The 25,140-nt window shown below is 72.1% G+C and carries 23 protein-coding genes; 14 read left to right on the plus strand and 9 right to left on the minus strand.

What is annotated here, in order from left to right:
• Window positions 1–272: 272 nt before the first annotated feature.
• Both ACH427_RS20505 and ACH427_RS20510 read right to left on the minus strand, forming a co-directional pair.
• Entirely contained in the window at window positions 273–890 is a 618-nt protein-coding gene (locus tag ACH427_RS20505) for a hypothetical protein (RefSeq protein ID WP_398870985.1), read from the minus strand.
• A 358-nt stretch (window positions 891–1,248) separates the two neighbouring features.
• Window positions 1,249–1,980, minus strand: coding sequence for a bifunctional DNA primase/polymerase (locus ACH427_RS20510; protein WP_398870987.1), 732 nt, complete (start codon window positions 1,978–1,980; stop codon window positions 1,249–1,251).
• Between the two features lie 834 nt (window positions 1,981–2,814).
• Between ACH427_RS20510 and ACH427_RS20515 the strand changes: the two genes are divergently transcribed.
• Together ACH427_RS20515 and ACH427_RS20520 are read left to right on the plus strand one after the other, a co-directional pair.
• Window positions 2,815–4,365: a SpoIIE family protein phosphatase gene (locus ACH427_RS20515; protein WP_398870989.1), complete on the plus strand. Its 1,551-nt coding sequence runs from the start codon at window positions 2,815–2,817 to the stop codon at window positions 4,363–4,365.
• A gap of 135 nt (window positions 4,366–4,500) precedes the next feature.
• The gene (locus ACH427_RS20520) at window positions 4,501–5,964 is read left to right on the plus strand and encodes an aminopeptidase P family protein (RefSeq protein WP_398870991.1); all 1,464 of its coding nucleotides are present in this window, start codon (window positions 4,501–4,503) and stop codon (window positions 5,962–5,964) included.
• A gap of 53 nt (window positions 5,965–6,017) precedes the next feature.
• On the opposite strand, the gene ACH427_RS20525 is transcribed toward ACH427_RS20520, so the two are convergent.
• The gene (locus tag ACH427_RS20525) at window positions 6,018–6,779 is read right to left on the minus strand and encodes an SDR family oxidoreductase (protein ID WP_398870993.1); all 762 of its coding nucleotides are present in this window, start codon (window positions 6,777–6,779) and stop codon (window positions 6,018–6,020) included.
• 98 nt (window positions 6,780–6,877) lie between these two features.
• Complete coding sequence (locus ACH427_RS20530) at window positions 6,878–7,354, minus strand: ATP-binding protein (protein WP_398870995.1); 477 nt, start codon at window positions 7,352–7,354, stop codon at window positions 6,878–6,880.
• Between the two features lie 212 nt (window positions 7,355–7,566).
• Between ACH427_RS20530 and ACH427_RS20535 the strand changes: the two genes are divergently transcribed.
• The 9 genes from ACH427_RS20535 (at window position 7,567) to ACH427_RS20575 (ending at window position 17,494) form a co-directional block, all read left to right on the plus strand.
• On the plus strand, window positions 7,567–8,361 hold the full coding sequence (locus ACH427_RS20535; protein ID WP_398870997.1) for a hypothetical protein: 795 nt from the start codon (window positions 7,567–7,569) through the stop codon (window positions 8,359–8,361).
• A 170-nt stretch (window positions 8,362–8,531) separates the two neighbouring features.
• Complete coding sequence (locus ACH427_RS20540) at window positions 8,532–9,245, plus strand: YcnI family protein (protein WP_398870999.1); 714 nt, start codon at window positions 8,532–8,534, stop codon at window positions 9,243–9,245.
• Between the two features lie 165 nt (window positions 9,246–9,410).
• Window positions 9,411–10,067, plus strand: a complete 657-nt coding sequence (locus ACH427_RS20545; protein WP_398871001.1) for an SCO family protein — start codon at window positions 9,411–9,413, stop codon at window positions 10,065–10,067.
• Window positions 10,067–10,543 (plus strand): copper chaperone PCu(A)C, encoded by a 477-nt coding sequence (locus ACH427_RS20550; protein ID WP_398871003.1) that lies wholly within the window; start codon window positions 10,067–10,069, stop codon window positions 10,541–10,543. Before ACH427_RS20545 ends, ACH427_RS20550 begins: the two co-directional genes overlap by 1 nt.
• 6 nt (window positions 10,544–10,549) lie before the next feature.
• Complete coding sequence (locus ACH427_RS20555; RefSeq protein ID WP_398871005.1) at window positions 10,550–12,406, plus strand: FixH family protein; 1,857 nt, start codon at window positions 10,550–10,552, stop codon at window positions 12,404–12,406.
• A complete protein-coding gene (gene efeB / locus ACH427_RS20560; protein ID WP_398871007.1) occupies window positions 12,406–13,644 on the plus strand; it encodes an iron uptake transporter deferrochelatase/peroxidase subunit in 1,239 nt (412 codons plus the stop codon). Before ACH427_RS20555 ends, efeB begins: the two co-directional genes overlap by 1 nt.
• A gap of 104 nt (window positions 13,645–13,748) precedes the next feature.
• A complete protein-coding gene (gene pheA, locus ACH427_RS20565; protein WP_398871128.1) occupies window positions 13,749–14,693 on the plus strand; it encodes a prephenate dehydratase in 945 nt (314 codons plus the stop codon).
• A gap of 605 nt (window positions 14,694–15,298) precedes the next feature.
• A complete protein-coding gene (gene serS / locus ACH427_RS20570) occupies window positions 15,299–16,576 on the plus strand; it encodes a serine--tRNA ligase (RefSeq protein ID WP_398871009.1) in 1,278 nt (425 codons plus the stop codon).
• Window positions 16,577–16,690: 114 nt separating this feature from the next.
• A complete protein-coding gene (locus ACH427_RS20575) occupies window positions 16,691–17,494 on the plus strand; it encodes an HAD family hydrolase (RefSeq protein WP_398871011.1) in 804 nt (267 codons plus the stop codon).
• 58 nt (window positions 17,495–17,552) lie between these two features.
• Here ACH427_RS20575 and ACH427_RS20580 read toward each other — a convergent pair whose 3' ends face one another.
• Window positions 17,553–18,230 (minus strand): rhomboid-like protein, encoded by a 678-nt coding sequence (locus ACH427_RS20580; RefSeq protein ID WP_398871131.1) that lies wholly within the window; start codon window positions 18,228–18,230, stop codon window positions 17,553–17,555.
• A 119-nt stretch (window positions 18,231–18,349) separates the two neighbouring features.
• Here ACH427_RS20580 and ACH427_RS20585 point away from each other — a divergent pair, with 119 nt between their 5' ends.
• The 3 genes from ACH427_RS20585 to ACH427_RS20595 all read left to right on the plus strand — a co-directional run bounded on the left by ACH427_RS20585 (window position 18,350) and on the right by ACH427_RS20595 (window position 21,419).
• The gene (locus ACH427_RS20585; protein WP_398871013.1) at window positions 18,350–19,060 is read left to right on the plus strand and encodes a FadR/GntR family transcriptional regulator; all 711 of its coding nucleotides are present in this window, start codon (window positions 18,350–18,352) and stop codon (window positions 19,058–19,060) included.
• Between the two features lie 54 nt (window positions 19,061–19,114).
• Window positions 19,115–20,401, plus strand: coding sequence for a CynX/NimT family MFS transporter (locus ACH427_RS20590; RefSeq protein ID WP_398871015.1), 1,287 nt, complete (start codon window positions 19,115–19,117; stop codon window positions 20,399–20,401).
• A 61-nt stretch (window positions 20,402–20,462) separates the two neighbouring features.
• Window positions 20,463–21,419, plus strand: coding sequence for an aminoglycoside phosphotransferase family protein (locus tag ACH427_RS20595; RefSeq protein ID WP_398871017.1), 957 nt, complete (start codon window positions 20,463–20,465; stop codon window positions 21,417–21,419).
• 69 nt (window positions 21,420–21,488) lie between these two features.
• Here ACH427_RS20595 and ACH427_RS20600 read toward each other — a convergent pair whose 3' ends face one another.
• The 4 genes from ACH427_RS20600 to ACH427_RS20615 are packed head-to-tail and all read right to left on the minus strand — an operon-like array spanning window position 21,489 to window position 25,052.
• The gene (locus tag ACH427_RS20600; RefSeq protein ID WP_398871018.1) at window positions 21,489–22,208 is read right to left on the minus strand and encodes an ABC transporter permease; all 720 of its coding nucleotides are present in this window, start codon (window positions 22,206–22,208) and stop codon (window positions 21,489–21,491) included.
• A 16-nt stretch (window positions 22,209–22,224) separates the two neighbouring features.
• Entirely contained in the window at window positions 22,225–23,136 is a 912-nt protein-coding gene (locus ACH427_RS20605) for an ABC transporter ATP-binding protein (RefSeq protein WP_398871021.1), read from the minus strand.
• 49 nt (window positions 23,137–23,185) lie between these two features.
• Window positions 23,186–24,085 (minus strand): ABC transporter permease subunit, encoded by a 900-nt coding sequence (locus ACH427_RS20610; RefSeq protein WP_398871023.1) that lies wholly within the window; start codon window positions 24,083–24,085, stop codon window positions 23,186–23,188.
• Entirely contained in the window at window positions 24,075–25,052 is a 978-nt protein-coding gene (locus ACH427_RS20615) for an ABC transporter ATP-binding protein (RefSeq protein WP_398871133.1), read from the minus strand. The genes ACH427_RS20610 and ACH427_RS20615 overlap by 11 nt, the downstream gene beginning before the upstream one ends.
• Window positions 25,053–25,140 lie beyond the last annotated feature (88 nt).

The raw sequence follows: 25,140 nt of genomic DNA on the forward strand, positions 1-25,140 counted from the left end.
CATTTACGTGACTCCTGTCACAACTCCCGCTGTCTGCCCGGAAATACACGTCCGGAAATCCGCGATCGAATTTGCGAACGGCCGATCTCTTGTTACCGTTCTAGGAGCCCGGTCGCTGGTGCATCCCCCGTCGCCAGCGACCGGGCGTTTCCATGCCCGCGCGCGCCCGGCGCCGCGAATCCCGCCGCAGGTCCCGCGAGTAGCCCCGCCCACGCGCCGGCCGCCACGGCCGCCGGGGACCCGAGTGCGCGGCCCCGGCCCCCGGACCGGCCCTAATCCGCCCCGCCGCCCGCCGAGTTGCTGCCCGACCGCAGCAGCATCCGCCCGTCGGCTCCGGCGATCTCCGCCACCGCCGAGTACGCGTCGCGCTGCCGCGGATCACGCACGGTCCGGCCGTGCGGCGTCTCGCACCCGTCAGGGTCGTCCGAGGGCCCCATCTGGCACTGCACCTCGACCGTCCGGCCCGTCGGGTCCATGAGGGTGAGTACGGCCGTCAGCGGCCCGCCTGTGGCGTTGCGGTAGTACGTGCGCGCCCAGGTGTCGGTCCCCTGCCGCAGGACGCAGGTCTGCGCCTCCACTCCTTCGGGCGCCGCGAGTTCGGGGCCGCAGCGCGTGGAGTCCCGCACGCCGTCCTCGCCGGAGCCCTTCCCGTCGGAGCCCTCGCTCTCGTCGGCCGCCGGTGCGGGCGCCGGCTCCGGCCCCGGCTCCCGGGCGTCAGGGGCGCCGGCCACGGCCGTGAGCGGCGCCGCGGTCCGCGCCCGCTCGCCCTCGGGGCCGTTCCCGGTCCGGCCGCGGTCCTTCTCCGGGCTCGCCGTTCCCGCCGGGCCCGCCGTGGCGGCGGCCAGCGGCAGCACGATCGCCAGGGCGACCACGCCGGCGAGCGCGATCATCCGAAGACCGGCCCCCTGCTGCCGGGACGCACTGGCTTCTCCGGGCACACCGGACCGACGCTCCATAAGGATCACCTGCAACTCGCCGCGAACGCTGAAGACGCGGGGACGGCTTCCCACACCCCGCCGGGCCGACGGCGCCCGGCAGAACATCCGGCGCAGGCCCTCACCAGAACATAGCGGGCAGGACGGCCCCTCCCGGGCGGCCGCGCGGCGGTAACCGCACTTCTCGGAGCGGCTTACACCCTTACGAGTGAGAGCGCGTGCGTCTCCCGTCCGTACGCGCTCTCCGCTTCCCGTACCGGCGGCCCCTTGAAGGGCGGCCGCTCCTCGCTCCGTCCGCGGCCTGTGAGGCCGGTCAGTAGGCGAGTTTGCTGCCGCCCCCGGGCGTGCCCGCGCTCTCGGCGACGAGGACGTCGACGACGGTGGAGATGTCCGGCAGCCATGGGCGCGCGGGCACCGCCGCACGCCCCCGGTCCGCCCGGAGCGTACGGGCCGTGCCACCGGTGGGACCCGCGGGCTGCGGCGCCCGCTCCCAGCGCACCCGGCCGGCCCCCGTGGGCGACGGCGGCAGCGCCACATAGCCGCCCTCACCGTGGAAGCGCAGCGAACCGGGCACCCAGTCCTGCTCATGGAGCAGCTCGCCGAGGACCTCCAGGGAGTAGGGCGCGACCAGCAGCGCCCAGCGGCTGGGGGTGGCGACCACGGGCCCGAGGCGCACGCCCGCGCGGTCGAAGGCCACCAGCGCGCGGGCGCCCGCGACGGCCGGCAGGCTCACGGCGCACGGCGCGCGCCCGCCTGTGGCGAGCACGACGGGGGCGTCGGGGCGGTTCGTCCACCACCAGCGGACCATCCGGGCGTCCGTCGTCGCCGCGAGCAGGCCGGGGTCGAACGGGTGGGCGCCGGGGGCGGCGCAGTCGGGGTGCGGGCAGGCGCATTCGCGCTCGCGGCCGCCGCCGGACCGCAGCCCCACACCAGGGAGCACGGGCCACTGCCACTCCGTGGCATAGGCCAGGGCCGCGGTGAGCACCGCGGAGCGGCCGCTCCGCCGTAGCGAGAGCTTGCGTCGCCTTCCGAGGATCTCGCGCATGAGCGCTCGTTCCTTTCCGTGAACGCCGAAGTTGGGGCCCTTGTCGGAGACAAGGGTCGTATCGCACTGCGTGAAACTGCCTGAACTGCGTGAACTGACCGAATCATCGGTACTGCGTGAACTTGCCTGGCACTGCGAGGAGCTGCCGGACTGCCTGGGCCGTACGGACTGCGTGGCATTGCGGTGGCACTGCGTCGGGCCGCGACCGGCTTCCATGGCACTACGGCTCCGACCTCACGCGCTGCTCAACACGCCGTGGCCCTTTCGAGGCCGGCACACCACGTGGATCAAAAGTCACTGCATCTACAACGCAGCGCATCACGCCACGGGCGGAGCGTGAAACCTGGCGGGGGGTGGCGCGCCCATGGCGCTTTGTGCCGAGCCTTGAGCACCCCTCGTCCGCGGCAACAGGTTCCCCACGCCCTCGGGGGCGGGCGCGGCCTTGCCGGGGAAGACGCTCGGGTCCGCCGCGGGGTTCCGGGGCGACCCCAACTGCCCCTGCCCTTCTCCGAGTACGTACCCACCGGGGTGGATATGACGCGCTGTCGAGCAACGCCAGTCGACCTCAAATCCATGCCCCCGGGACCATTTTCCGGCCAACTTCGAAACCCCATAGACACCACCAATCCCACCGGTCCAATGCTGGACATCGGCTTACTCAGGCGTGTACATGTGGAGCACTGATAGCGCGCAACACGACAGGGGGTTTGCGATGCTATTGACGAAAAAGCACAGGCCAACCAGCTGGTCAAGAGGGTTCGACGAGATGCCGCGCGCGGCTTTCCGGAGCCCGGGCCACCGCATCGCCGCGCGGCCCGCCCCAGGCAGACGGCCATGACGACCCCACATCTGCCGAAAGTGGCTGGAATCAACCCTCCGCTTCCCGCTCCCTCGCAGACTCCTTCCCCCTCCTCCGCCGCCCTTCCCGGCGATCCCGCCACCCCGGACCCCTCCGGACCGGACGGCCCCGCCGCCCCCGCCGACCCCCACGGCCCGGCCGACCCGGACGGCCTGTCCCTCCCGGCGCCCAACGCCCTCGTGCAGGACCGGCTCGCGGGCTGGATCTCCGACCTGGTCACCCTCCAGGAGCTCACCGAACGGCTCGCGCGCACCGCCACCCTCGACGCGGCCCTGCACGAGGTGCTGCGCGCCGGGTCCTCGCTCGTCGGCGCCGGCCGCGGCCTGGTCACCCTCCGGCCCGGCCAGGACCGCCCGACCACCGTCGGACTCGGGCTCGGCCGCGCCGACCTCGGCCACCTCGAGACCATCCCGCACCACACCCCCGCCCGGCGCGAAGGGCACGCCCCCGGCGCCGACTCCTACGGCCGCCTCTTCGACGACCTTCCGCCGGCCGGTTCCCGCGCCGGCGTCACCCACCCGGACATCGCCGCCGAGGAGGGCCTCACCCCCCGCCACCGCGAGGTCGCGGCCCGCCTCGGCTACGGCGCCAGCTACGCCCTCCCCCTGGAGTCCGAGGCCGCGGGCCGCATCGGCGCGGCCGTCTGGCTCTACGACGAGCCCGCCGAGCCCAGCGGGCGCCAGCGGCACCTGATCGGCCTCTACCGCGACTACGCCACCGAGCACCTCGCCCGCCATCTCGAACTGGCCGCGGCCCGGGACACCGTGGCCACCCTCCGCGAGGAGCTGCTCCCCAGCAGGCTGCCCCGGATCGCCGGGGTCCGGCTGGCCGTGCGCCACCGGTCGGGCCCGCGCGGCGGGGGCGACTGGTACGACGCGCTGCCGCTGCCCGAGGGCGCGCTCGGCCTGGCAGTCGGCGGAGTGACGGGTTCCGGGCCCAGCGCCGTCGCCGCGATGGGCCGGCTGCGGGCCTCCCTGCGGGCGTACGCCGTGATGGAGGGCGAGGATCCGGTCGCCGTGCTCTCCGACCTCGAACTCCTGCTGCGGCTGACCGAGCCCGCGCGCGCCGCCACCGCGCTCTTCGCCTACTGCGAGCCCGCCGGGACCGACCGTCCGGCGAGCCGGGGCAGCAAGGTCGTGCTGGCCGGTGCCGGGCACTGCCCGCCACTGATCATCGGCGAGCACCGCGTGGAGTACGTCGAGACCTCCCTGTCCGCACCGCTCGGCATGCTCGCCTGCTGGGAGGCGCCGAGCGTCGAGATCGAGCCCGCTCCCGGCGAGACGCTGCTGTTCTACAGCGACGGCCTCCTGCACCGCACCGGCGACACGATGGACCGGGCGTTCGCCCGGCTGCGCTCGGCGGCGGCGAGCGTCCCGCGGGCCGCGCTGCGCGACCCGGACGCGATCGCGGAGCACGTACTGCGGACCATGCTCCCCGCCCCGGACGACTCCGATGACGCCGACCGGGCGGCGGACGGGAGCGACAGCAGGGAGGACGTCGTCCTGCTGGCCGCGCACTTCGAATGATCTTGTTCCGTACGTGATTGTCCCGGTCGGCGACCTGCCTTCCGCGCGCTTTCCCGTTCAAACCTTCGCCGCTGACCTTCTCCCTCACTTTTCCTCGCACATACGATGGAAACGCCCCGTCCGAGGAGGAGAGCAGTGACCGAGCAGCAGCCCGCGCCCGAGAACCCCGAGGGTGACGAGCCCATCAAGCAGCGGAAGAACGGTCTGTACCCGGCCGTGTCCGACGAGCTTGCCGAGAACATGAAGTCCGGCTGGGCCGACACCGAGCTCCGTGACCTCGAGCCGATCGCCCAGGCCCCGGACACCGCCCGGCGCCGTGCCGAGCTCTCCGCCCGCTTCCCCGGCGAGCGCCTGGTGATCCCCGCCGGCAATCTGAAGACCCGCTCCAACGACACGGAGTACAGCTTCCGCGCGTCCACGGAGTACGTGTACCTCACCGGCGACCAGACCCAGGACGGCGTGCTCGTCCTGGAGCCGGCCGGGGCCGAGGGCCACGAGGCCACGCTCTACCTGCTCCCCCGCTCCAACCGTGAGAACGGCGAGTTCTGGCTCGACGGCATGGGCGAGCTGTGGGTCGGGCGCCGCCACAGCCTCACCGAGGCCGAGCGCCTCTACGGCCTGCCGTGCGCGGACGTGCGCGACCTCGCCGACGCGCTGCGCGCGGCCACCGGCCCCGTCCGCGCCGTGCGCGGCCACGACGCCGTGATCGAGGAAGCCCTCACCGACAAGGTCACCGCCGAGCGGGACGAGGAGCTGCGCGTCTTCATCAGCGAGCAGCGGCTCGTGAAGGACGCCTTCGAGATCGGCGAGCTGCGGAAGGCCGTCGACTCCACCGTGCGCGGCTTCGAGGACGTCGTGAAGGTCCTCGACAAGGCAGAGGCCACGTCGGAGCGCTTCATCGAGGGAACGTTCTTCCTGCGCGCCCGCGTCGAGGGCAACGACATCGGCTACGGCTCCATCTGCGCCGCCGGCCCGCACGCCACCACCCTCCACTGGGTGCGCAACGACGGCCCGGTCCGCTCCGGCGAGCTGCTGCTCCTGGACGCGGGGGTGGAGACCCACACGCTCTACACCGCCGACGTGACCCGCACGCTGCCGGTCAACGGCACGTACACCGCGCTCCAGCGCAAGATCTACGACGCGGTGTACGAGGCCCAGGAGGCCGGCATCGCGGCGGTGCGGCCGGGCGCGAAGTACCGCGACTTCCACGACGCCGCCCAGCGGGTGCTCGCCGAGAAGCTCGTCGAGTGGGGCCTGGTCGAGGGCCCGGTCGAGCGCGTCCTGGAGCTCGGCCTCCAGCGCCGCTGGACGCTGCACGGCACCGGGCACATGCTCGGCCTGGACGTGCACGACTGCGCGGTGGCCCGTACGGAGACGTACGTGGACGGCGTGCTGGAGCCCGGCATGGTGCTGACGGTCGAGCCCGGCCTCTACTTCCAGGCCGACGACACGACCGTGCCGGAGGAGTACCGCGGCATCGGTGTCCGGATCGAGGACGACATCCTCGTCACGGCGGACGGCAACGAGAACCTCTCCGCGGGCCTGCCGCGGACGTCCGCCGACGTCGAGACCTGGATGGCGGGCCTGAAGGCCCTCTAGTCCGCCCTTTCGGGCGCCGGGGCGGACCGGGGAACCGGTCCGCCCCGGCCGTCTCAGCGCGTCGTGTAGCCGCCGTTGATGAAGAGCGTCTGGCCGTTCAGCCACCAGCCGTCCGTGAGCAGGAACTTCACGTACGGCACGATGTCCTCGATCTTGGTCAGGTCACCGTTCATCGCCGAGGACTTGTGGTACGCGATGGAGTCGTCCGTCTCGGCCGGGTAGAAGAAGCCGGTGTCCATCGGCCCGGGGGCGATGTTGTTGACCGAGATGTTCCGCCCGAAGAGCTCCTTCGACAGCGCCCGCGTGAAGTGCTCGACCGGTGCCTTGCTGCCCGCGTAGACCGAGTACAGGCCGGTGTACGCGGCGAGCAGCGAGGTCACGATGGTGACGATCTTCCCGCCGTCCTGGAGCCGCTTGGCGGCCTCGCGCATCATGAAGTAGGCCGCCTTGGAGTTGACCGCGAACATGCGGTCGTACTCCTCCTCCGTGACCTCCGTCATCGGCTTCTTGATCACCATGCCGGCGGTGTTCACCATGCAGTCGATCCTGCCGAAAGCGCCCTCGGCGACCTCGAAGAGTCCCTCGACCTCGGCCACCTTGGTCAGGTCGGCCTCGTGGACGACCGCTTCGCCGCCCGCCTTCTCGACGTCGGCCGCGGTCTTCTCGGCCGCCTCCTTCGAGGACGGCCTGTTGTAGTGGACGACGACCTTGGCGCCGTCCTTGCCGACTTCCCTGGCGATGAGGCCGCCGAGATTCCGGGAGGCGCCACCGATGACGACGACCTTGTCCTTGAGCGTGCGCGTGGGGCTGGGCATGGGCCTCTCCTGGACGCGTGAATTGCCGGTATTGCCACGCTAGGAGCTCCTACCGGCACGCGCCTGTGGGCAGGGCCCACACGAGGGGAACCCGGCGCTCACGAGGCCCTGAGCAGAGCCGCGTCCTCTCTCCACTTGAGGATCTTGTCGAAACTGACGACCGCGCCCGGGTGGCCCGGGCGATTGCGGACCCGGACGTGGTCGGTCAGGGACTCGATAAGGAAGAGGCCCCTGCCGTGTTCGTCATGGGCGGGGGCCGCGGGCTGCGGGGCCTGTTGGGCGGTGCGCGGGCGGCGACGGTCGTGGCGGCGTGGCTGCTCCGGGAAGCCCGGCCCGGAGTCGGTGACCTCGATCCGGCAGGTGTCGCCGTCGATGAAGGCCGTCACCAGATATCCGGTGGAGGAGTCGCCGCCGTGCTCGACCGCGTTCGCACACGCCTCGCTGAGCGCCACCGACAGGTCGTAGGAGATGTCGGGATCGACGCCGGCCGTTTCCATCGTGCCGACCAGCAGTCTCCGGGCGAGCGGAACGCTCGCGGCCTCGCGCCGCAGATGGAGTGACCACCAAATGCTCATGCTCAGCCTCCTGGCCGCGGCTCGATATACCGATACGTATAGCCACCACCATCGACCCGTAAGCCTGTCGGATGTGTGAGACCGCTCATTCGGACGACGCGCCCGGCGGGTGCATCGGTGTATGGCGCTCGAACCCGCGTGCGCCCATGCGCCCCCTGTGAGCGCCCCCTGCCGTAGGGGAGGAGTAAGTCCGATGGGATGATGGCGCGGTCATGCCTCATCCCGTCGCGCGCGCCGGCGCCGATCTGCGACTGTTCCGGGCCGCGGTGTTCACCGCGGCCTGTGTACTGCTGTCCGCGGGCGGGCATGTGCTGGCTTCCTGCGCGAGCGTGCCGCTGTGGACGCTGGGCGCGGGCTTCGTGGTGGTGTTCGCGCTGGTCGCGCCGCTGGCGGGACGCGAACGTTCGCTGCCGGGCATCGCGGCCGCGCTGGCCGCCGGGCAGCTCGCGCTGCACGCGCTCTTCGGGCTCGGCCAGCGGGGCGCCGGTACGGCGACCCGGCAGGCGGGCTCCGAGGGCCGGGTGATCAATTTCGCCGCCCGCCTGATCTGCAACCAGCCGCACCCGATGTCGGCCGCCGAGGCGCGCCGCGTCATCACGGACGCCGGGCTCGACCCGGCCGTGCACCCCGCGCGGATGGCCATGCCGCAACGCATGCCCATGGAGCCGCAGTCCACGCTGCACGCCCTGCTGCCCTCGCTGCCGATGCTGCTCGGCCACCTGCTGGCGGCCCTCGCGCTCGGCTGGCTGCTGCGGCGCGGCGAGGTCGCGCTGTGGCGGGTGGTCGGGCTCTCGGAGCGCTCCGCGCGCGGGGTCGCGGAGGCGGCGCTCGTACGGGCGCTGCGCGCCGCGTTCACGCTCGTGCGCGCGCTGTGGGACCGGGACGCCGCCCGCCCGGCGGCGCCCGTCCGGGGCGCGTACGGCGACCATGAGCGCCCGGCGGCCGAACCGGCGCTCCAGCACTTCGTGATCAGGCGGGGACCGCCGCGCTTCGCCCTCGCGGCCTGACGACGCGACGCGCTCCAGCGATCCGGCATTCCGGCAGTCCTCTGTCCGGCATGCGCGGATTCCGTCACCCCCGGGAAAAATTCCGGCATTTCAGGCGGGAGAGTCGTCGCACCGTGACCGCGCGCGTGCCGTACTCCCCTTTTGTCCCCTCCTGCCTGTGGAGTGTTCCCATGAACGTCAAGACCTCTCGCCTGCGCCTCCCCGTCCTCGCCGGCCTCACCGCCGGTGGCGTCCTGCTGCTCGCCGGGCCCGCCTTCGCGCACGTCAGCGTGCAGCCCGGCACCGCGGAGAAGGGCGGCTACAGCACCATCGCCCTCAAGGTGCCGAACGAGAAGGACAACGCCTCGACGGTGAAGCTGGAGCTCACCCTCGACCCCAAGCACCCGCTCGCCTCGGTGATGCCGCAGCCCGTGCCGGGCTGGGACATCAAGGTCGAGAAGTCCAAGCTCGACAAGCCGGTGAAGACGGACGACGGGGTGGTCAACGAGGCCGTCACCAAGGTCACCTGGAGCGGTGGCAAGATCGACCCGGGCCAGTTCCAGCAGTTCCCGCTGTCGGTCGGCCAGCTGCCCACCGACACCGACGCGCTGGTCTTCAAGGCACTCCAGACCTACTCCGACGACGAGGTCGTCCGCTGGATCGACCCCTCCAAGCCGAACGGCCAGGAGGCCGAGCACCCGGCGCCGACGCTGAAGCTCGTCGACAAGGCCGCCGCGAGCGGAGCCACGAAGGACGACAAGAGCGGGACGGCCGAGGCCGCCGCGGACAAGAACGACGGCTCCTCCGACACCACGGCCCGCGCGCTCGGCATCGCCGGCATCGTCGTCGGTGTCGCGGGCGTGGCCTTCGGCGTGCTCGCCGGACGCCGCCGTTCCGCGGCCTGAGCCCCGGCCCGCGAGGGCACGAAGCACCCGACCGCGCGCAGACCCGGACGTACCCGACCCGTCCGCCCTGCGTAGGTTCGCTACCGGACTCACGGCCCCACCGGGGCGGCGCTCCCGACAGCGCGCCGCCCCCGTACCCCTGACCGACCCCTGGAGAAGAGCTCCATGCGCACCAAGACCCTGGGTGCGGCGCTGGCGATAGCCGCCGCGCTCACCCTCACCGCCTGTGGCGGTGGTTCGGACAGCGGCGGCGACAAGGCCGTCGCCGATGTCTCCGCGTCCCCCAAGAAGGCCGCCGCCATCACCCTGGACAGCCCGAAGGCCAAGCCGGACCTGGTCCTCACCGACACGTCCGACAAGAAGTACGAGCTGGTCCAGGAGACCAAGGGGCACCCCGTGCTCCTCTACTTCGGCTACACCTACTGCCCCGACGTCTGCTCGACCGTCGTCTCCGACATGGCCGCGGCCGCGAAGAAGCTGCCCCAGGCCGACCGGGACAAGCTGAAGATCGTCTTCGTCACCACCGACCCCGACCGCGACACCCCCAAGCGGATGCGCGAGTGGCTCGACGCCCAGGGCGGCCAGGACATCGTCGGCCTGACCGGCGACTTCGACACCATCCAGGCGGCCGCCAAGCCGCTCGGCATCCTGGTGGAGAAGGCGAAGAAGGAGAAGGACGGCTCCATCACCGTCAGCCATGGCGCCGAGGTCGTCGGCTTCTCGCCGAAGGACGACGGTGCCCATTGGATCTACACCGCGGAAACCACCGCCGACCAGTACGCCAAAGATCTCCCGAAGATCGTCAAGGGGGAGAACCCGTGATGCGCAAGTCCACTGTCGCCACCGCCGCCGCCATGCCGCTCCTGCTCGCCGGGGGGCTGCTGCTGATCACCGGCTGCCAGTCGGAGAAGGACGCCCTGAAGTCCGACAAGGCCGACCTGTCCGTCAGCGGTGCCTACCTCCCGCAGCCCGCGATGACCGACATGGCCGCCGCGTACCTCACCGTCAAGAACGACGGCGGCGAGGCCGACCGGCTCACCTCGGTCACCAGCCCCCTCTCCGGTGACATCACCATGCACACCACCGAGGGCTCGCAGATGAAGCACGCGGGCGAGCTGGAGGTGCCCGCGAACGGCGAGCTGAAGCTGGCCCGCGGCGGCGCGCACCTGATGCTCGGCAAGCTCGACCACAAGCCCAAGGTCGGCGAGAAGGTCGAGTTCACGCTGCACTTCGCCACCTCCGGCGCGGTGAAGGTCCAGGTGCCGGTCGAGTCCGCGACGTTCCGCCCCGAGGGCTGACGTGCGATGAGGACCCTGACCACCGGGCGGCTGCCGGCCCTCTTCGGCATGCTGCTGGCCGCGCTGCTGTGCGCGCTGGGCCCGGGTGCGGCCACCGCGTCGGCGCACGCCGCGCTGACCGCCACCGACCCGGCCGACGGATCGGTGGTGCCGGCCGCGCCCCAGCGCGTGCGGCTCACCTTCTCCGAGGGCGTCCTGCTGAACGCCGACTCCCTGCGGGTCCTCGACCCGCGGGGGGCGCGCGTCGACGAGGGCAGGCCCGCGCACGTGGACGGCAAGTCCGACACCGCGGGCGTGGGCCTGCGGAGCGGGATCGCAGACGGCACGTACACCGTGGCGTGGCAGGCCGTCTCCGCGGACAGCCACCCGGTGGCCGGGGCGTTCACCTTCTCCATCGGCGCGCCGTCGAAGACGGTGGCGAAGGTGGCGACCACCAAGATCGACCCGACCGTGGACACGCTCTACGGCATCGGGCGCTACGCCGCGTACGCCGGGTTCATCCTGCTCGTCGGCGGCTGCGTCTTCGCCGGGGTGTGCCGCTCCTCGCGGGCCGTGCAGCGGATCGCGGTCGGCGGCTGGATCACCCTCTTCGTCTCCACGGCCGCGCTGATACTGCTGCGCGGCGCCTATACGACCGGCAAGGGGCCGGGCGCCGTCGTCGAACTCTCGCTCATCAGCGACGTGCTGGCCACCAAACCGGGGGCCGCGCTGCTGTCGCGGCTGCTCCTGCTGAGCGCCGCGGCCGTCTTCCTCGCCGTCCTCTTCGGCTCGTACACCCGCGAGGACGACGACCGCGGCCCCGGGGAGCGGCGGGACGTCGCCTACGGGCTCGCGATCGGCGGCGCCGTCGTCGCCATCGGGCTGGCGGCGACCTGGGCGATGGCCGAACACGCCTCGGCCGGGCTCCAGCCGTGGCTCGCGATGCCGGTCGACGTGCTGCACCTGCTGGGCGTCGCCGCGTGGCTCGGCGGGCTGGCCGCGCTGCTGGCCACGCTGTGGACCGGCGAGGCGATCACGCGCGCGGCCGTGCGGCGCTTCTCCACGATCGCGTTCACCTCGGTGTGCGTACTGGTGGCGACCGGGCTCTACCAGTCCTGGCGCCAGGTCGGCTCCTGGGGCGCGCTCACCGGCACGGAGTACGGGCAACTGCTGCTGGTCAAGGCCGGCCTGGTGGCCCTCCTCGTCGGGACCGCGTACTTCTCGCGGCGCTGGACGGGGCGGCTCACCGACCGTGCGGAGCCCAGGAAGCCCAAGGCCGCGGCGAAGGCGCCCAGGAAGAGCGACGCCTCCCCCGAGCGCGCCGCCCAGCTCGCCCGGCAGCGGGCCGCGGTCGCGAAGGCGGCCGGACAGCGGCGGCGCGACGCGGACGAGGGCCGCAGCGGACTGCGGCGCTCCGTCCTGGCCGAGACCGCCGTCGCCGTCGTCCTGCTCGCCGTCACCACCCTGCTCACCGGCACCCAGCCGGGCCGCGCGGAGACCGAGCAGAAGGAGGCGGCCCGCAGCGCGTCCCCAGCGAACGCGGTCCCGGCCGAGGTGAAGATCCCCTACGACACCGGCGGCGCGAACGGGCGCGGCACGGCGACCGTCCGGATCGACCCGGCCCGCTCCGGCAACAACACCGTCGGCGTCACCGTGACCGACCCGGCCGGTCGCGCCGTTGAGGTACCGGAGCTGGACGTGTCGTTCACGCGGACCGAGCGGAAGATCGGCCCGCTGCGCGCCACGCTCAAGCACATCGCCCCCGGCCGCTGGGAGGCCACCGCCTTCCAGCTCCCCATGGCGGGCGAGTGGCAGCTCACCCTGACCGTACGGACCTCCGACATCGACCAGATCACGGAGCTCAGGAACGTGAAGATCAACTGATGGCTGAACAGACCGAGAAGCACGGAATGAGCCGCCGCCGGCTCCTGGGCACCGCCGGAGCGGCGGGTGCCGCCGGGCTCGTCGTGGGCGGCGCGGGCGGCGCCTTCGCCACCGAGGCCGCCCGGGACAAGCCGGCGCCCCTCACCGGGGTCGGCACCACGTCCGTCCCGTTTCACGGGAAACATCAGGCGGGCATCGCCGACCCCGCGCAGGCGTGCGGCCACCTCCTCGCCTTCGACCTCGCCCCCGGCGCCGACCGCAAGGCCGCGGCGGCGCTGCTGCGGCGCTGGTCGGCGACGGCGGCCGACCTGACGGCGGGCAACGCGCCGAAGGGCGACGACACGGGCGTCGCGCTCGACGCCGGCCCCTCCTCCCTGACCGTCACCTTCGGCTTCGGCAGTACGTTCTTCGACCGGACCGGGCTCGCCGCCAAGCGGCCCGCCGCGCTGGAACCGCTGCCCTCCTTCACCGGGGACGCGCTCGACGCCAAGCGGAGCGACGGCGACCTGTGGGTGCAGATCGGCGCCGACGACCCGCTCGTCGCCTTCCACGCGCTCCGGCTGATCCAGAAGCAGGCCGCGGACACCGCCCGGACGCGCTGGCAGATGAACGGCTTCAACCGGACACCGGGCGCCACCGCCAAGCCGATGACCGGGCGCAATCTGATGGGCCAGATCGACGGTACGAACAATCCGAAGCCGTCGGACTCCGACTTCGGCACCCGGATCTTCGTGCCCGACGACTCCGGCGACTGGATGGCGGGCGGTTCCTACGCGGTCGTACGGCGCATCCGCATGCTGCTCGACAGCTGGGACCACCTGTCCCTGGAGCGCCAGGAGAAGGTGATCGGACGGCGCAAGTCGGACGGGGCACCGCTGTCGGGCGGCACGGAGACAACGCCGGTCGACCTCAACAAGATCGGCGCGGACGGCTCGCTGGCCATCGCCGGGGACGCGCACATCCGGGTGGCCGCGCCGGAGTCCAACCGGGGCGCGGCGATGCTCAGACGGGCGTTCTCCTACCACGACGGCTTCCTGGACGACGGCGCTCCGGACGCGGGCCTGCTCTTCATCGCCTGGCAGGCGGACCCGCGCAAGGGCTTCGTCCCGGTGCAGCGCAAGCTCGACCGGGGCGACGGCCTCTCGCGCTTCCTGCGCCACGAGTCGAGCGCGCTCTTCGCGGTGCCGGGCGGCTGCGCGGAGGGCGAGTACGTCGGACAGCGCCTGCTGGAGGGCTGACCCCGGGCGGTGCCGGGTGCCCCGGCTTCCCCAGGGGCACCCGGGGAGACCTGGGTAGTGTGGCGGGGCCCGCCCCGTACCCACCGCGAGGAGCGCCACGCGTGATGCCGGCCAGCCGCTACACCTATCTCGGACCCGAGGGCACCTTCACCGAGGCCGCCCTGCGCACGCTGCCGGAGGCGGCCACGCGCGAGCTCGTGCCCATGGTCTCCGTGCCGGCCGCGCTCGACGCCGTGCGCAACGGCGAGGCCGCGGCGGCGCTCGTGCCGATCGAGAACTCCGTGGAGGGCGGGGTCACCGCGACCCTGGACGAACTCGCCACCGGCGCGCCGCTGATGATCTACCGCGAGGTGCTGCTCCGGATCGCCTTCGCGCTGCTGGTGCGCCCCGGCACGCGGCTGGCCGGCATCAAGACGGTGACCGGCCACCCCGTGGCACAGCCGCAGGTGCGCAAGTGGCTGGCCGCGCACCTGCCGGACGCCGTGTGGGAGTCCTCCGCGTCCAACGCGGACGGCGCGCGCCTGGTGCGGGAGGGGCGCTACGACGCGGCGTTCGCGGGCGAGTTCGCGGCGGCGACGTACGGGCTGGAGCCGCTGGTCAAGGACATCCACGACGCGCAGAATGCGCAGACCCGCTTCGTGCTCGCCGGGCGCCCGGCGCGGCCGTCGGCGCGCACCGGCTCGGACCGCACGTCGCTGGTCGTCTGGCTCGGCGACGACCATCCGGGCGCGCTGCTGGAGCTGCTCCAGGAGTTCGCGGCGCGCGGGGTGAACCTGATGCGGATCGAGTCGCGGCCGACGGGCGAGGGCATGGGCCGCTACTGCTTCTCGGTGGACTGCGAGGGGCACATCACCGACCGCCGGGTGGGCGAGGCGCTGATGGGACTCAAGCGGACGTTCCCGAAGGTGCGCTTTCTGGGCTCGTATCCGCGAGCGGGCACGGAGGCGACGCCGGCGCCGCGGCCCGGGACGTCGGACAGCGCGTTCCTGGAGGCGGCGGAGTGGCTGGCGCGGTGCGCGGACGGCGGGCTCGACGCCGACGGGGCCTGATCGACCCGCGTATGATCGACGATCTTCGGCAGAGCCGCCCAAGATCATGATCCACAGGGTTATCCACAGGATCCCCCCACCCTGGGGATAAGTCGACAGATCGAGGGTCCCGAAGCGCGATCCGGTCGCCCAAGGTCGACAAATCGCTCTAACCACAGGCCCGTCATCCACAGCGCCAAGCCGCACCCTGTGTGCCCAACACCCCTCGTTCGTCAGCCGAATACCGGCTATCAACCCTTTAGAGCGAGGCAATACCACCCGAATGAGTGGCTAAGCGGGGTTTGGGTGGGCAATTCATGGTGCCGGAGAGGCCCGGATGGAACGTTCGATTCCAGTGTCCACAGATTTCGCGCACAGCCTGTGGACAAAGAAAACGGAGGATCCGGCTCCTGTGGACAACAGCTCCGTCAACTCCCGCTGCCCACAAGGCCGATCGACCCACCGGGCCGTCTCTATGCCCCATTTCGCCAAAAGCGCTGGAATTTCCCGGCACGGCGGCGGGCCCGGTTATTCACAGCCTTTTCCACTCTCCCCAAAATGGGACAAAACGCAACGAAGGGGAATATCGCGTCGAGTGATCGCGCCCGCAACGGTAGCCTGGTGGGGTGATTGACCTTCGCCTGCTTCGTGAGGACCCCGACCGTGTGCGCGCCTCCCAGCGCGCCCGTGGAGAGGACGTCGACGTCGTCGACGCGCTGCTCTCCGCCGACGAACGGCGCAGGTCGTCCAGCGTCCGCTTCGACGAACTCCGCTCCGAGCAGAAGTCGCTCGGCAAGCTCATCCCCAAGGCCGCCGGTGACGAGAAGGCCGAGCTGCTGAAGCGGGCCGGCGAGCTGTCCGCCGCCGTCAAGGCCGCCGACGCCGAGCAGGACGAGGCCGCCGCCGAGGCGCAGCGCCTTCTGCTCCGGATCGGCAACATCGTCCACCCGGACGTCCCGCGCGGCGGCGAGGACGACTTCGTCGTCCTGGAGACCGTCGGCACCCCCCGCGACTTCGCCGCCGAGGGCTTCGAGCCCAAGGACCACCTGGAGCTCGGCCAGGCGCTCGGCGCCATCGACGTCGAGCGCGGCGCCAAGGTGTCCGGCTCGCGCTTCTACTACCTGACGGGCGTCGGCGCGCTGCTGGAGCTCGCCCTCGTCAACGCCGCCATCGCGCAGGCCACCGCGGCCGGTTTCACGCCGATGCTCACCCCCGCGCTGGTCAAGCCGCGCGCCATGGAGGGCACCGGCTTCCTCGGCCAGGCCGCGCAGGACGTCTACCACCTGGAGAAGGACGACTTCTATCTGGTGGGCACCTCCGAGGTGCCGCTCGCGGCGTACCACATGGACGAGATCCTGGACGCGTCGCAGCTGCCCCTGCGCTACGCCGGCTTCTCGCCGTGCTTCCGCCGCGAGGCCGGCACGTACGGCAAGGACACCCGCGGCATCTTCCGGGTCCACCAGTTCGACAAGGTCGAGATGTTCTCGTACGTCGCGCCGGAGGACTCCGAGGCGGAGCACGCGCGCCTGCTGGAGTGGGAGAAGCAGTGGCTGAACAGCCTGGAGCTGCCCTATCAGGTGATCGACGTCGCCACGGGTGACCTGGGCTCGTCCGCCTCGCGCAAGTTCGACTGCGAGGCGTGGATCCCCACCCAGGGGAAGTACCGCGAGCTGACGTCGACGTCCAACTGCGACGAGTTCCAGTCGCGCCGCCTGTCGGTGCGCATGCGCGACGGCAAGACCGTCAAGCCGCTGGCGACGCTCAACGGCACGCTCTGCGCCGTCCCGCGCACGATCGTGGCGCTCCTGGAGAACCACCAGCAGGCCGACGGCACCGTGCGCGTGCCGGAGGTGCTCCGCCCGTACCTGGGCGGCCGGGAGATCCTGGAGCCTCTCGCCCGGTGAGCTGCGCACGCGTGGCCGCCGGGCCGTGGACGACGACGATGGCCGCACCGCTGCGCCACGCGGGCGGATGGGGGTGCCCCCGGACGGAGTCCGGGGGAGAGCGAGGACGACACCGTGACTGAGCTGCCCTACCGCCTGATCGCGACCGATCTCGACGGCACGCTGCTGCGCTCCGACGACACCGTCTCGGAGCGCACCCGCGCCGCGCTCGAACGGGTGACGGCGGCGGGCGCCTCGCACATCATCGTCACCGGGCGCTCCGTCCCGTGGACGAAGCACATCCTCGACTCCCTGGACTATCAGGGGCTCGCGGTGTGCGGGCAGGGCGCGCAGGTTTATCACGCGGGTGAGCACAGACTGCTGACGTCGGTGACGCTGGACCGGCAGCTCGCCGGGCTGGCGCTCGCCAAGATCGAGGCGGAGGTCGGGCCGCTCTACCTCGCGGCCAGCCGCGACGGCATGGACGGCGACGTCCTGGTCGGCCCCGGCTACCGCATCCAGGAGGGCCCGCTGCCGGCCGTCCCGATCACGGACCCGGCCGGCCTGTGGGCCGCGCCGCTGAACAAGCTCTACCTCCAGCACCCCGACCTGGACGACGACGGCCTCGCCGAGGTCGCGCGCGCCGTCGCCGGTGACCTGGTGGGCGTGACCATGGCGGGCGCCGGGATAGTCGAGCTGCTGCCGCTGGGCCTGAGCAAGGCCACCGGCCTCTCGCTCGCAGCGCGCCGCCTCGGCATGAAGGCGGCGGACACGATCGCCTTCGGCGACATGCCGAACGACGTCCCGATGTTCGCCTGGGCGGCACACGGTGTGGCGATGGCCAACGCTCACCAGGAGCTGAAATCCGTGGCGGACGAGGTCACGGACTCCAACGAGGACGACGGCATCGCGACGGTCCTGGACCGCCTCTTCGCCTGAAGGCGCGTCCCGCGCCTCGCCTGAGGCCGGCCCGCTCCACCCTGACCGGTCTCCCGCTTCACCTGACGCCGGTCCCCCGCCCGCGGAGAGGCTCACAGGCCCTCCGCAGATGCTCGCGGCCCGCGGCGAAGTCCCACGGCGGGCGGCCGCGCGCCAGCGGCCCGCACGCCAGCCCGATCGCCAGCGCGATCGCGTGGCCGAAGTCCGTGTACGTCCCGCCGGTCAGCAGCGGCACCGCGAAGAAGAGCACCACGCCCGCCAGACACGGCCACCGCCAGGGCCGCGGCACGCGGTGGACGAGGAGCCCGGCCGCCGCCGCCAGCCCGTACGAGACGCCTATGTCGACAACGTGCTTCATCGAGCGGGGCAGCGCGTGCTCCTGGATCGACAGCAGCACGACCTCCTGGCTCACGAGCGTGGCCACGATGTGCGCGACGGTGACCGTGACGAGCCAGCGCAGGGTGCCGATCCAGCGTTCGACATTGGCGTGGAAGATCTCGAAGAGCACGACGTAGAGCAGGAACGACGACGGGTTCTCGATCCAGAAGCCGCTGATCAGCAGCGACTGCACGGGGTGCTTGTTCAGCTCGTGGATGTTGCTGCTGTTGCGGTGCAGGAGGAACGTCTCCAGGCCCTGGCTGGCCGCGGCGATGACGAGGCTGGTGACGCCGATGATCAGCAGCCAGATGTGGGTACCGGGCGCCGACCGCACCCAGGCGGACATCCGGGCGTACATCCGGAGGCAGGGTTCGCTGCGGAGCACCCTCCGAAGGTAGCCCGAAGAGCGCTCGCGCGCAGTTGTAGGATGACTGGGCAACCGGTTGAGTCGGGGAAAACGGCAAGAGGAGCAGCGGAATGGCACTGCGTGCGGCGGGACGGCAGTCCCTGGTGGACACCGTCGTGGATCAGTTGCGCGCGCAGGTCGCCGCCGGGGAGTGGAAGGTCGGCGAGCGCATCCCGACCGAGCACGCGCTCGCCGAGCAGCTCCAGGTCGGACGGAACACCGTCCGCGAGGCCGTCCGCGTCCTCGTGCACGCCGGGATGCTGCGCTCCCGCCAGGGCGAGGGCACCTTCGTCGTCTCCATGGCCGACCCCGCCGAGATCATGCGCGGAGTGCGGCGCGCGGGCATCCGGGACGTCCTGGAGCTGCGCATCGCCCTGGAGGCGGAGGCCGCCCGGCTCGCGGCGCTCCGGCACGAGCCCGCCGACCTGGAACGGATGCGTGCCGCGCTGGACGCGCAGGAGGCCCTGGAGGACACCGAGGGCCAGCCCGGCTCGGGCGATCTGGAGCTCTACGCGGACCACGACATCGAGTTCCACAAGGCTGTCGTGGACGCCGCCCACAACAGCGCGCTGTCCGCCACCTACTCGTGGTTCAGCAGCTCCGTGCGCGAGGCCCTGCTCACCGCACTCGACGACCGCGAGATGCCGCGCGTCCTCCACGGCGACCACCACGCCCTCATGACCGCCATCGCCTCCGGCGACCCGGACGCGGCGGCACACGCCTGCCGCCTGCTGCTCGAACGTCCGAAGCAGGCGGTGGAGTCGCTCCTCTCGGAGAGCTGACCGCCCGCTCACCACGCCCCCTCACGTACCACCGCACTCCCTGGAAAGGCCCCCATGTCCGAAACGAGGTCGCAAGCACCACTGACCGTCACGGAAGACGCCGTGGCCGCCGGGGAGTTCGCGCCACCCGCTGCCGCCGCCCGGCGGATGCGGGCCCACCCCCTGCTCGTCCTGCTGGGCATCGTCCTGGCCTCGCTCAACATGCGGGCCGCGCTGGCCGGTGTGTCGCCGCTGCTCGGTGAGATCGGCGACCACTTCCACCTGGCGGCGACCGCGAGCAGTCTGGTGACCACCATTCCGCTCGTCTTCATGGGGCTCGGCTCGATCCTCGCGCCGAAACTGGCCCGCCGGTGGGGCACGGAGGCCGTCCTCTGCGGCGCGCTCGTCCTGCTGTGCGGCGGCATCCTGCTGCGCATCGCGCCGCCGGTCGTCGCGCTGTTCGTCGGCTGCGCGCTCGTCGGCACCGCGATAGCCCTGCTCAACGTCCTGATGCCCGGCCTGATCAAGCGGGACTTCCCCGAGCGGGCGGCGGGCATGACCGCGCTCTACTCGACCGCGATGATCCTCGGCGCCACCGTCTCCGCCGCCGGCGCCGTGCCGCTGGAGAACGCGCTCGGCGGCTGGCAGGGCTCACTCGCCTCCTGGGCGGTGCTGGCGGCCGTCGCGGCGGCCGCGTGGGCCCCGCAGGCCGTCCTCGCCCGTGGCGCCGCCCGCCAGGCCGCGACGGAGCGCCCAGGGGCCGCCCCGGCGCCCCGGACGGCCGATGACGGACCGCGGCTGACCCGCATCCCGCTTGCCTGGCAGATCACGCTGTTCATGGGCTCGCAGTCGCTCGTGGCGTACGTGATCATCGCCTGGCTGCCGACGATCTTCACCGACCACGGGATGAGCAAGGCGCAGGCCGGACTCGTCTTCGCGTTCAGCACGCTGGTGCAGGCCGTCGGCTCGTTCGTGGTGCCGATGCTCGCCGGCCGGATGCGCTCCCAGCGGTCGCTGGCGGCCGGTGTCGTGGTGTTCATGGCGGCCGGTGTCGCGGGCCTGCTCGTGGCGCCGGTCGCCGGCGCCTGGCTCTGGGCGACGCTGCTCGGCGTGGGACAGGGCGGCGCCCTGGGGCTCGCGCTGACGATGATGGTGCTGCGCACCCGCGACGCGCACACGGCGGCCAGGCTGTCGGGCATGGCCCAGACCTGGGGCTATCTGCTGGCCGCCGTCGGCCCGTTCGCCCTCGGCGCCGTGCACCAGGCGACCGGCGGCTGGACCGTACCGATCGCGGTGCTGCTCGTGGTCTGCGCGGGTCTGCTGTGTCTCGGGCTGGGAGCCGGGCGCGATCGGAAGATCTGAGACGTTGGGATGACAGGGAGGCCCCCGGGGCCTCCCACCTGTCACGAGGAGTGCGCCACCCATGTACGTGCCTTCCCGGATCACCGTCCCCGCCGAACTCGCCGGCTTCCACGACACCTTCGACGGAGAGGTGGGGCGCGCCTGGGTCGCCGCCCTGCCGGACCTCGCGGCGGACTTCCTGGACCGCTGGGGGCTGCGGCTCGACGGTCCGGCCTCGCACGGCATGGTCGCGCTCGTCCTGCCCGTACGCCGCGCGGACGGCTCCCGGGCCGCGCTCAAGCTCCAGCCGGTCACCGACGAGAGCGTCGACGAACCGGCCGCGCTGCGCGCCTGGGGCGGCGACGGCGCCGTCGCCCTCCTCGACCACGACGCGGAGTCCGGCACGATGCTGCTGGAGCGGCTGGACGCCGACCGCTCCCTGCTGTCCGTGCCGGATGCCGAGGACGCCGTCCGTACGCTCTCCGAGTTGCTCGCCCGGCTGCTCAAGACCCCCGCCCCGGCCGGGCTGCGCACTCTGGCCGACGTCAGCGCCGCGATGCTGGCCGAAGTGCCCTCCGCACTGCCCGCCGTGCCCGACGCCGCCGAGCGCCGTGTGATGGCCGACTGCGCGGCCGCCGTACGGGAGGTGGCCGCCGAGCCCGGCGAAGGGCGGTTGCTCCACTGGGACCTGCACTACGCCAACGTGCTGGCGCCGCTGCCCGGTTCCGGCCGGGAGCCCTGGCTGGCCATCGACCCCAAGCCGCTCGTGGGCGACCCCGGCTTCGAGCTGCTGCCCGCCATGCACGACCGGTGGGACGACCTCGCCGCGACCGGTGACGTGACACGGGCGGTCCTGCGCCGCTTCGACCTGATGACCGAGGTGCTCGGCCTGGACCGGCGGCGCGCGGCGCGCTGGACGCTCGGGAGGGTGCTCCAGAACGCCTTGTGGGACATAGAGGACGCCGAGGACGGCGAGGTCGTCGCGCTCTCGCCGGTGCAGCTGGACCTGGCGCGAGCGCTGCTGGACGGGCGCGTGTAGGCGGCGACTTGGCGAGAGGTAAGGGGCGGTCTCCTATGGAGACCGCCCCTTACCTCGTCCGTCCGGGTGTCACTCCTCGCCGGCGAGCGTGAGCGTGCGCAGCTTCCGGCTCGCGTACCAGGTCGCCGCGGCGGTGACGGCGATCAGCAAGGTGACCGCGACGGGCAGGCCGACATCCGAACTGACTGCGCCCTCCGCGCCGATCTTCTGCGCGAGGGCGAGCGACCACTGCTGGACGCTGAGCGTGCGGGCGCCGGGGATGAGGCTGCCGAAGAGCGACTCCCACACCAGGGCGTAGACGAGACCCGCCACGACGGCGTGCCGGGTGACGGTACCCAGCAGCAGGAAGATCGCGCTGTAGGCGACGGAGGCGACCGCGGCGGCCACCGCGTAGGCCACGGCGATCTGCCGGCTGTTGCCGTTCAGCAAGAAGCCCGCGATCAGGGTGGGCACCGCCGAGAAGGCCACGGTGACGCCGATGGCGACGATCAGCTTGGTGAGGATGACCGTGTGGCGCGGGACCGGCTTGGAGAGCAGATAGATCACCGAGCCGTCGTCGATCTCCGGGCCGATCGCTCCCGTACCGGCGATCACGCCGATGAGCGGCACCATGGTGGCCAGCGCGAAGCCGCCCAGGACGTTGGTCGCGGTGTCGTCGTCGGCTCCGGTCAGCGCGCGGATGACGGCGGAGATGACGATAAGGAGCGCGGGCAGCGCGAAGAGGATGAAGGCACGGCGGCGGCCGAGGAGCCCCCGGTAGGTGAGCCGGGCGACGGTCGGGTGATACATGGCGCCAGGGCTCCTTTCAGGCCGCTACGAGATAGGAGAAGACCGATTCCAGGGACTCGTCGGAGGGCGAGACCGTCAGGAGCCGGATACCGTGCGCGCGGGCGAGCCGCGGCAGCAGCGTGGTGAAGCGGTCGAAGTCGACGGCCTGGACGCGCAGCGCGCCCTCCTGGACGTCCACCTCGATGCCCGAGGTCGACGCGTCGGCGATGAGCGCGGCGGCGAGGGCCCGGTCGTCGCTGGAGCGCACCAGATAGCGGTGCGGCCGGTCCGTCATCAGCCGACGGATCTTGCGGAAGTCGCCGGAGGCCGCGTGCCGTCCCGCGACGACCACCTCGATGTGGGCGGCGAGCTGCTCGACCTCCTCCAGGATGTGGGAGGAGAACAGCACGGTGCGGCCCTCGGCGCCCATCTGGCGCAGCAGGTCCATCAGTTGCATGCGCTGCCGCGGGTCCATGCCGTTGAACGGCTCGTCGAGGAGGAGCACGGACGGCTCGTGGACAAGCGCGGAGGCCATCTTCACCCGCTGGCGCATGCCCTTGCTGTACGTGTCGATCCTGCGGTCCTGCGCGTACTCCATCTCGACCGTGGCGAGCGCCCGTTGGGCCTCCTTGGCGCCCAGGCCGTGCAGCTCGGCGTTGGCGCGGACGAACTCCAGGCCGGTCAGGAAGTCGTACATCGCCTCGCGCTCGGGGACGAGGCCGATCTCGCGGTAGACCTGCTCGTTGCGCCAGATGGTCTTCCCGTCGAGGGTGACGGTGCCGGTGGAGGGCGCGAGGAAGCCGCCCATCATGTTGATGAGGGTGGACTTCCCGGCGCCGTTGGGGCCGAGCAGACCGGTGACGCCGGGGCCGACGGTCATGGAGACGTCGTTGACGGCGACCACATTGCCGAACCAGCGGGAGACGTTGTCGATGTGCAGAGTCGTCATGGGCGCGGCCCATTCCTTCGGAGGGTGGCGGTGGGCGGCGGGAGGGCGGTCACAGCCCGGCCTTTCGGTAGCGGCGCAGCAGCAGCCCGAACGATCCGGCGATCAGCGCGAGCAGGACGACGGCGTAGACGACACCGGTTCCGGTGCCGGGGCCGTTGCCGCCGGGGAAGGCGGAGGTGGCCGAGAGGAACGCCGTCTGGACCCCGTCGATGATGGTGATCGGCGAGAACAGGCCCATCCAGCTGATCGCCTCGGTGCTGTCGCGGGCGAGCGCGATGCCCTGCACGGTGGAGACCGCGCCGTAGGAGATCGTCAGCACGGCGATGACGGCGGCGACGCCGAAGCCGCGGCGCGGTGTGACGGCGGCGACCACCAGGCCGAGCCCGGCGAAGAGCAGGGACAGCAGTGCCACGGAGACCAGCCCTTGCACGAAACCCTCCGTCTGCGCGGTGAAGTCCAGCTTGGCGAGCAGGGCGCCGACGTAGAGGATCAGCAGGGGCGCCGCGGTGAGGATGAACAGGGCGGAGGCCATCGCGGCGAACTTGGCCACCACGTAGTCGATCCGCTCGATCGGCCGCGAGAAATAGAGCGGGATCGACTTGAACCGCAGGTCGCGCGAGACGGACTGCGGGGCCTGCGCGGCGAGGTAGAGGCCGATGACGGCCTGGAGGATGATCGCGTAACGCGTGTACTCCACCGGCAGTTTGGTCGCCTTCGTCGTCACGGCGACGGCGACCATGATGGCGGCGGGGACGCACATCACGCCGAACAGGGTCATCGGCAGGACCTTGGACTTCGCCGACCGGCCGAGGCCGTAGGCGCCGCGCAGGCTCTGCGAGAAGAGCGAGCGGCGCGCGTACGCGCGGCCGAGGCGGGGCCCGGAGTAGTTGCGGTAGCCGATGTTGTGGATGACGTCCTGGGCGGGCGCCGTGATGCTCTCAGGCGGCATCGGAGCTGCCCCTTTCGTGTGCGCTGTCGGCGCTCTGGAAGACCTCCGCGATGCGGTGCCTGCGCTGTTCCATGCGGACCAGGCCGAGGCCGAGATCGGTCACCGCGTCGCGCACGGTGTCGTAGGTGTCGTCGCCGGCGACGTCGACCAGCACGACATGGCCGGAGCCGGCCGCGGCGAACTCGGCGGCGCGGCCCACGGGCTGGACCGTCAGCCCGGCCGCCGCCAGCGCCCCGATGAGGGCGGACGTGCCGTCCGGATGCGCGTCGGAGTCCGTGACCTCGACCGCGAGCGAGCCCGTGGCCTGGGTGAACTCGGCGGTGGTGGAGGACCGCAGCAGCTTGCCGCCGTCGATGACGACGACCTGCTCGCAGGTGCGCTCCAGCTCGCCGAGCAGGTGGGAGGTGACCAGGACCGAGATACCGAAGTCGGAGTGCACCCGGCGGATCAGGGCGAGCATCTCGTCACGGCCGACCGGGTCGAGGCCGTTGGTCGGCTCGTCCAGCAGCACCAGCTGGGGGTCGTGGACGAGCGCCTGGGCCAGCTTGACCCGCTGCTTCATGCCCGTCGAATAGCCGCCGATGGGGCGGTACCGCTCCTCGTAGAGCCCCACGTGGCGCAGGGTGTCGGCGGTGCGCTCACGGGCGGCGCTCGCGGGCAGCCCGGACATCCGCGCCATGTGGACGACGAACTCCGTCGCCGAGACGTCCGGCGGCAGGCAGTCGTGCTCGGGCATATAGCCGACCCGCTCGCGGATGGCGGCGCCCTCGGTCGCCACGTCGAGGCCGAGCACCCGGGCGCGGCCCTCGGTGGCCGGGGACAGGCCGAGCAGGATCTTGATCAGCGTGGACTTGCCGGCTCCGTTGGCACCCACCAGGCCGGTCACGCCCGGCGTGATGTCGACGGACAGCCGGTCGAGCGCGGTCACCCGGGGGAACCGCTTGCTGAGGCTTTCGGTAGCGATCACAGTCACGCCCTCGACGTTAGTGGCCCGCGCCACAGCGGTCGTCAGCCCAGATGAGGGGATGCGCGTAGTCCTCGGGTCTGACATGCCC

Origin of the sequence: Streptomyces sp. NPDC020379, from assembly GCF_044387105.1 — a bacterium.
GTDB lineage: Bacteria > Actinomycetota > Actinomycetes > Streptomycetales > Streptomycetaceae > Streptomyces.